This is a genomic window from Paucilactobacillus salsurae (assembly GCF_054784995.1).
The window spans coordinates 60458-66633 of record NZ_BAAHWX010000007.1 but is presented as its reverse complement, the minus strand read 5'-3'; the positions used below and the strand labels follow the sequence as shown (position 1 = coordinate 66633).

Annotated in this window: 4 protein-coding genes; all 4 read right to left on the bottom strand. The window is 39.8% G+C overall.

The features are described 5' to 3' along the window. Positions 1–520 precede the first annotated feature (520 nt). Positions 521–2011 carry a lysine--tRNA ligase gene (gene lysS, locus ACYVQZ_RS07225; protein WP_461240735.1) on the bottom strand — a complete coding sequence of 497 codons (1491 nt, stop codon included), beginning with the start codon at positions 2009–2011 and terminating at the stop codon, positions 521–523. A 20-nt stretch (positions 2012–2031) separates the two neighbouring features. Beyond that, positions 2032–3042, bottom strand: a complete 1011-nt coding sequence (dusB, locus tag ACYVQZ_RS07220) for a tRNA dihydrouridine synthase DusB (RefSeq protein WP_461240734.1) — start codon at positions 3040–3042, stop codon at positions 2032–2034. A gap of 64 nt (positions 3043–3106) precedes the next feature. After that, positions 3107–4000, bottom strand: coding sequence for an Hsp33 family molecular chaperone HslO (gene hslO, locus ACYVQZ_RS07215; RefSeq protein WP_461240733.1), 894 nt, complete (start codon positions 3998–4000; stop codon positions 3107–3109). Positions 4001–4098: 98 nt separating this feature from the next. Then, the gene (ftsH, locus tag ACYVQZ_RS07210) at positions 4099–6171 is read right to left on the bottom strand and encodes an ATP-dependent zinc metalloprotease FtsH (protein ID WP_461240732.1); all 2073 of its coding nucleotides are present in this window, start codon (positions 6169–6171) and stop codon (positions 4099–4101) included. Positions 6172–6176 lie beyond the last annotated feature (5 nt).

Here is a 6176-nt window from a genome sequence, read left to right as displayed (position 1 = left end):
GAATAGCTCTTTTTATTTGTTGCTTTTAGCGAATTGACTTCGCAAATGTTATTTCTCTTAAAATCTACGTTTTAAGAGCCCTGCACATTTGATTCGTCGAAACTTTATTCAGTTTTCAAAGGTCTACTTTGTTCGTTGCTGTCCTTGCGACAACGTATACTAGATTACCATGTTCAAAATCATGTGTCAATCATTTTTAACCATTAATTTTAGAACATTTTTTGACATCCGTCTTACGAAACAGCTTTATTAATATAGCAAACGTAGCCTGCTTCCGTCAATCGTTTTTCATCATTATGAACAAATTTTAATCAAAAAAATTAATTATATGAATTATAAGTTGAACTTTAATTTCCCTATTCACGAATGACTGCTTTTTAATTACTTTGCTTGTTCGGATTTTTCCACTTTAGCTGCCATTATTTCAACGATTATATATCAAAATACAGAAATACTTTTCCACCAGTCAAAATTAATGGAAATAAAAAAAGACTGACACAAATCAGTCTTTCATCTAATTCTAATCTTCAGGACGCATCGTTGGGAATAAGATAACATCTCGAATTGAGGCACTATCCGTCAACAACATGGTTAAGCGATCAATTCCAATGCCCAGACCACCCGTTGGTGGCATTCCATATTCAAGTGCTTCAATGAAGTCTTCATCGATTCCTTCTGCTTCATCATTCCCTGCTTCACGCTCAGCAGCTTGTGCTTCAAATCTTTGACGTTGATCAATTGGATCATTTAATTCTGTAAAGGCATTCGCAAATTCATTACCAATGATATACAGTTCAAATCGATCAGTGAAACGAGGATCATCTGCATTTTTCTTTGCCAATGGTGAAATTTCAATTGGATGTCCATACACAAACGTTGGTTGCGTTAATTTTTCTTGAACAAACTGTTCGAAGAATTCATTAATGATATGACCAACTTGCCAATAGCTTTCATAGTGAACATGGTGTTCATCGGCTAATTTTTGTGCTTGTTCCAAAGACATTTCTGGCCAGAAATCAATACCCGTATACTTCTTGATGGCATCAACCATGTGAATACGTTCAAAGTCTTGGTGTAAATCAATTTCCGTGCCTTGATAGTTAATCTTACCGTCATTTGACACAACTTTAGCAGCCGCTTTAAAAATTCCTTCTGTTTCATCCATCACATCATGGAAATCAAAGTAGGCAACGTAACTTTCCAACATGGTGAATTCAGGATTATGTTTAGTATCCATTCCTTCATTTCTAAAGACACGACCAATTTCATAAACACGTTCCATGCCACCGACAATCAAACGCTTTAAGTGAAGTTCAAGAGCGATACGAAGATATAAATCAATATCCAAAGCATTATGATGTGTGATAAATGGACGGGCACTTGCCCCACCGGCTTGGTTATGAAGAACTGGCGTTTCAACTTCTGTAAATCCATTTTGATCTAAATAGCTGCGGATCGCACTAATAATTTTACTACGTTGTTCAAAACGTTTGAAACTGTCAGGATTAGCAATCAAATCCAAATATCTTTGGCGATAAATTTGTTCTTGGTTTTGTAATCCATGATACTTATCGGGCAATGGCCGTAACGCTTTTGACAAAAATGTCAACGATTCGGCACGAACAGTCAATTCACCAGTATCTGTCTTAATGACATCACCAGTAATTCCTAAAAAGTCACCAATATCGGCGCGCTTAAAAATATGATAGGTATCTTCGCCTAAAATATCTTTACGTAGATAGACCTGCACGCGGCCACTGCGATCAAGAAAATCAGCAAATCCAACTTTACCTTTCCCACGTTTAGATACCATACGACCCGCAATCGTGACCTTTTTGTTAAGCTTTTCAAGTTCTTCTTTATCCATTTCACCAAATTCGTCATGAATTTGGTGTGCTAAATAATCACGTTCAAAGCGATGTCCAAACGGATCAATGCCGTTGTCACGCAGTTCATTCATTTTTTCGCGACGAACTTTTAATTGATCATTCATTTCTTGTTCGTGTGCCATTCTCTACATTCCTCCAATAATTATTGTGCCTGACGTAAGGCTCTCTTTTGCATTCTTTCATTTGTTTCGGTAACAAACCGATCAAAGATTTCATTCATCTCCGCTAATGTTTCGGCTTCCATTAAGGCTGCTTTTGCCTTAGCTGAACGTGGAATTCCTTTTAAATAATACGTTGCTTGTCCTCTAAATTCACGAACACCAACATGCTCGCCCTTTAAATCAACTAAGCGAGTCACGTGTTCTTTGGCAATGGCCACTTTCTTTTGTGGTGTAACTTCTGGCAAAAGTTCACCAGTAGCCAAGTAATGTTCAGTCTGTTGCAGCATCCAAGGATTGCCCATTGCTGCACGGCCAATCATCACCGCATCTGCACCAGTTTGTTCCAAAATTTGTTTGGCATCTTCAGGACTCCGAACATCCCCGTTTGCCATGAACGGAATGGTCAATTCATCAGCAACTTGTTTTAAAATGTTCCAGTCTGCTTTACCAGTGTACATTTGTTTTCGTGTACGACCGTGCATTGCCAGTGCAGCAGCACCAGCTTTTTGTGCTGCCAATGCATTTTCGACAGCAAATACATGATCGCTATCCCAGCCGGTACGCATTTTAACCGTTACCGGTTTTTTCACAGCGTCGGTCACATAGGAAACCATTTCATACACTTTTTTAGGATCTAGTAACCAACGAGCCCCAGCTTCTGTTTTTACCACTTTGTTAACTGGGCAGCCCATGTTGATATCAATCACATCAGCTTCGGTGTGTTGATCAACAAATTTTGCTCCTTCAACTAAAGTTTCTTTGGTGCCGCCAAAAATTTGAATCCCCATTGGGTGTTCAACTTCTTCAACTGACATCATCGACAATGTTTTTTTATTGTGATACATAATGCCACGATCTGAAATCATTTCGCAGACCACATATCCGGCACCAAATTCCTTACAAATCACGCGAAAAGCGCTATTTGTCACACCAGCCATTGGCGCAACGACCACTTGATTGGGAATTTTAATATCGCCAATTTTCCATTCCATGTTTCCACCTCACTACTTCATATGCGTTGACTATCTTAGCATACAACGACTTTATTGCACAATTTTAGTTTGTTTTCATTTGAATTAAAATTTTTTTCAATTCTGCATCACTGTACTCATATTTATTACCGCAAAAATGACATACCACCTGCGCATGATGGTCTTCATTAATCATCGCTTCCATATCAGCACGTGGAATACTTGCTAACAACTCTGCAAACCGCTCCTTTGAACAATCACATTTAAAGCTAACAGGCATGCGATCAACAATTTTAACAGTTTCGTCTGGAAAAAGTTGTTGCAAAATATCTTCGGGACTCTTTTTTTGACGTAATAATTCTGACACTAATGGCATGTCCTGAATCCGTTTTTCTAACTGATCAATTTCTTCATCACTGGCCTCTGGCATCACTTGAATTAAAAAGCCACCAGCGACGTCAATTGTATTGTCGTTATTAACAAATACTGACAAACCCACTGCTGACGGAATTTGTTCAGATTGTGCTAAGTAATAGGTAAAGTCTTCACCTAATTCACCTGAAACCAGCGCAACTTGTCCAGTAAATGGATCACCCACGCCTAGATCTTTGGTGACCGACAAAAAGCCTTGGTTACCGACCGCCTGGGCGACGTCAATTTTATGTTTCATGTTCAATGGCAAGTGCACATGTGGATGCTGTAAATAGCCCTTCACAGTCCCATTGGCATTACCGTCCACGACAATGCCACCAACTGGGCCGCCACCCTGGATTTTTACCGTCATTTTTTCGTCACCTTTTAAAACTGATGACGATAATAGCAATGTTCCAACTAAGCTACGCCCCAAAGCTGCTGATGCTGCACTCCAAGTATCATGCCGTTGTTGAGCTTCGGACACAGTTTGTGTTGCATCAACTACGTATGCCCGAAACATGCCGTTATTAATAATACTTTTAACCAGATAATCTTTTCTCTGCATGCTAATTTCTCCTAAATTAGAAACACTATTCTTTATATTGTAACAAAATAAAGGATTGATGCACTCAATTTTGCACCAATCCTTCATAAAAATCTATTTTATTTTACGTCATCATCGTCATCATCATTTGTATCAGATGATTGTTGATCAGCTAGATTCTCTTCTGTTTCACTATGACGTTGTGCTTCTTTACGCTCTAATTCACGTTTAGATTCTTCAAACGTTTTAGCACGATCTTCTTGTTCTGCATCATCATGAACTTCAGTTGGCATTTCACCTGTCTTGAACAAACTAAGGATTTGTTTTTCATCCAATGTTTCATATTTCAACAAGGCTTCTGCGATTACTTTATGTTGTTCACGGTGACTTTCAATAATATCATGAGCTTCTTTGTGGCCTTCATTTGAAATACGACGAACCTCTTCATCGATTAATGTTGCCGTTGACTCTGAGTAAGCTGGTGATTGTCCATATTGACGACCCATAAATGGTTGACCGCCGCCTTCTAATTGAACTTCACCCAACTTATCGCTCATTCCATATTGAGTGACCATTGCCCGCGCAATTTGGGTTGCTTGTTCAAAGTCATTTGATGCGCCAGATGATTGTGAGTCAAAGATAATTTCTTCAGCTGCACGACCACCCATCAAGCCAGCGATTTGTTCCATCGCATCTTTTTTAGACATCAACATTTGATCTTCACGTGGCAGCATAATTGCATAACCACCTGCACGACCCCGCGGTACAATCGTAACTTTATGCACGACACGTGCATCGTTTAAGACTAACCCGACAATTGTGTGCCCAGCTTCGTGGTAAGCCACTGTTTCGCGTTCTTTCTTTGAAATAACACGATCTCGTTTAGCTGGTCCTGCAATAACACGGTCTTCTGCTTCATCTAAATCAGCTGCATCAATTTGCTTCTTATTACGACGAGCCGCTAATAGCGCAGCTTCGTTCAATAAGTTTTCCAAATCGGCACCAACGAATCCAGGGGTTTGTTTGGCAATTTCTTTCAAATCAACGTTTGTTGATAATGGCTTGTTCTTAGCATGCACTTTTAAGATTGCTTCACGACCCTTAACATCTGGGCGGCCAACTAAGATCTTACGATCAAAACGACCCGGACGAAGCAAAGCTGGATCCAACACGTCAGAACGGTTAGTGGCAGCCATCACAATGACACCTTCGTCACCATTAAATCCATCCATTTCAACCAACAATTGGTTCAATGTTTGTTCACGTTCATCATGGCCACCACCCATGCCGGCACCACGTTGACGTCCCACCGCATCAATTTCATCAATAAAGATAATTGATGGGGCAGTTTTTTTCGCATTTTCGAATAAATCACGGACACGGCTAGCACCGACACCGACAAACATTTCAACGAAATCAGAACCTGAAATCGAATAAAATGGTACGCCAGCTTCACCCGCTACCGCTTTAGCTAACAAGGTTTTACCGGTACCAGGAGGTCCCTCAAGAAGAACCCCAGATGGAATTCTGGCACCCAGTGACAAGAACTTTTTCGGATCCTTAAGAAATTCAACGACCTCGACCAATTCTTGTTTTTCTTCTTCTTCACCAGCAACGTCAGAGAAACGAATCTTGTTTTGCTTCGAATCAGAAGGTTTCGCTTTGGACTTACCAAAGTTCATCACGCCACGGCCACCGCCGCCACCTTGGCCAGCTTGACCCATCATCATATAGAAGAAGAAAATCATGATGACTAGTGGGAGAACATAAATCAGCATGTTTACCCAAAAACCACTTGACTCTTCTGCCTTAGTTGACATTTTGACGTTATTAGCCTGTGCATATTTTTGCAACTGACTAATTGTCACATCACTTTGTAAAACGGAAGTTTCAAAGCTATTGACTTTGCTTTGATGCGTACCGCCGATGGCAAACCCTGTGTTGGAATTACTTGATTGGGCCTTTTTATAATGACCTGTAATCTTGTAAACACCACCACTTGGCTGCATTTCAAAGCTCTTAATTTTTTTATCTTTTAATTGCGAGATAAACGTACTTTGTCGAATATCCGCTGATTGCGTTGATGAATTATTACCACCAAAGAAAAAGTATGCAATTCCCATGATGCTAAGTAAAATCACCGCATAAAAGAGAACATTTCTGGAAAATCCATTTCTCTTATTGTTATTCATAGCTG

What these genes read in the sequence shown, in the direction of transcription:
- lysS (WP_461240735.1), bottom strand. Translation starts at nt 2,011, where the DNA reads ATGGCACACGAACAAGAAATGAATGATCAATTAAAAGTTCGTCGCGAA.
- dusB (WP_461240734.1), bottom strand. Translation starts at nt 3,042, where the DNA reads ATGGAATGGAAAATTGGCGATATTAAAATTCCCAATCAAGTGGTCGTT.
- hslO (WP_461240733.1), bottom strand. Translation starts at nt 4,000, where the DNA reads ATGCAGAGAAAAGATTATCTGGTTAAAAGTATTATTAATAACGGCATG.
- ftsH (WP_461240732.1), bottom strand. Translation starts at nt 6,171, where the DNA reads ATGAATAACAATAAGAGAAATGGATTTTCCAGAAATGTTCTCTTTTAT.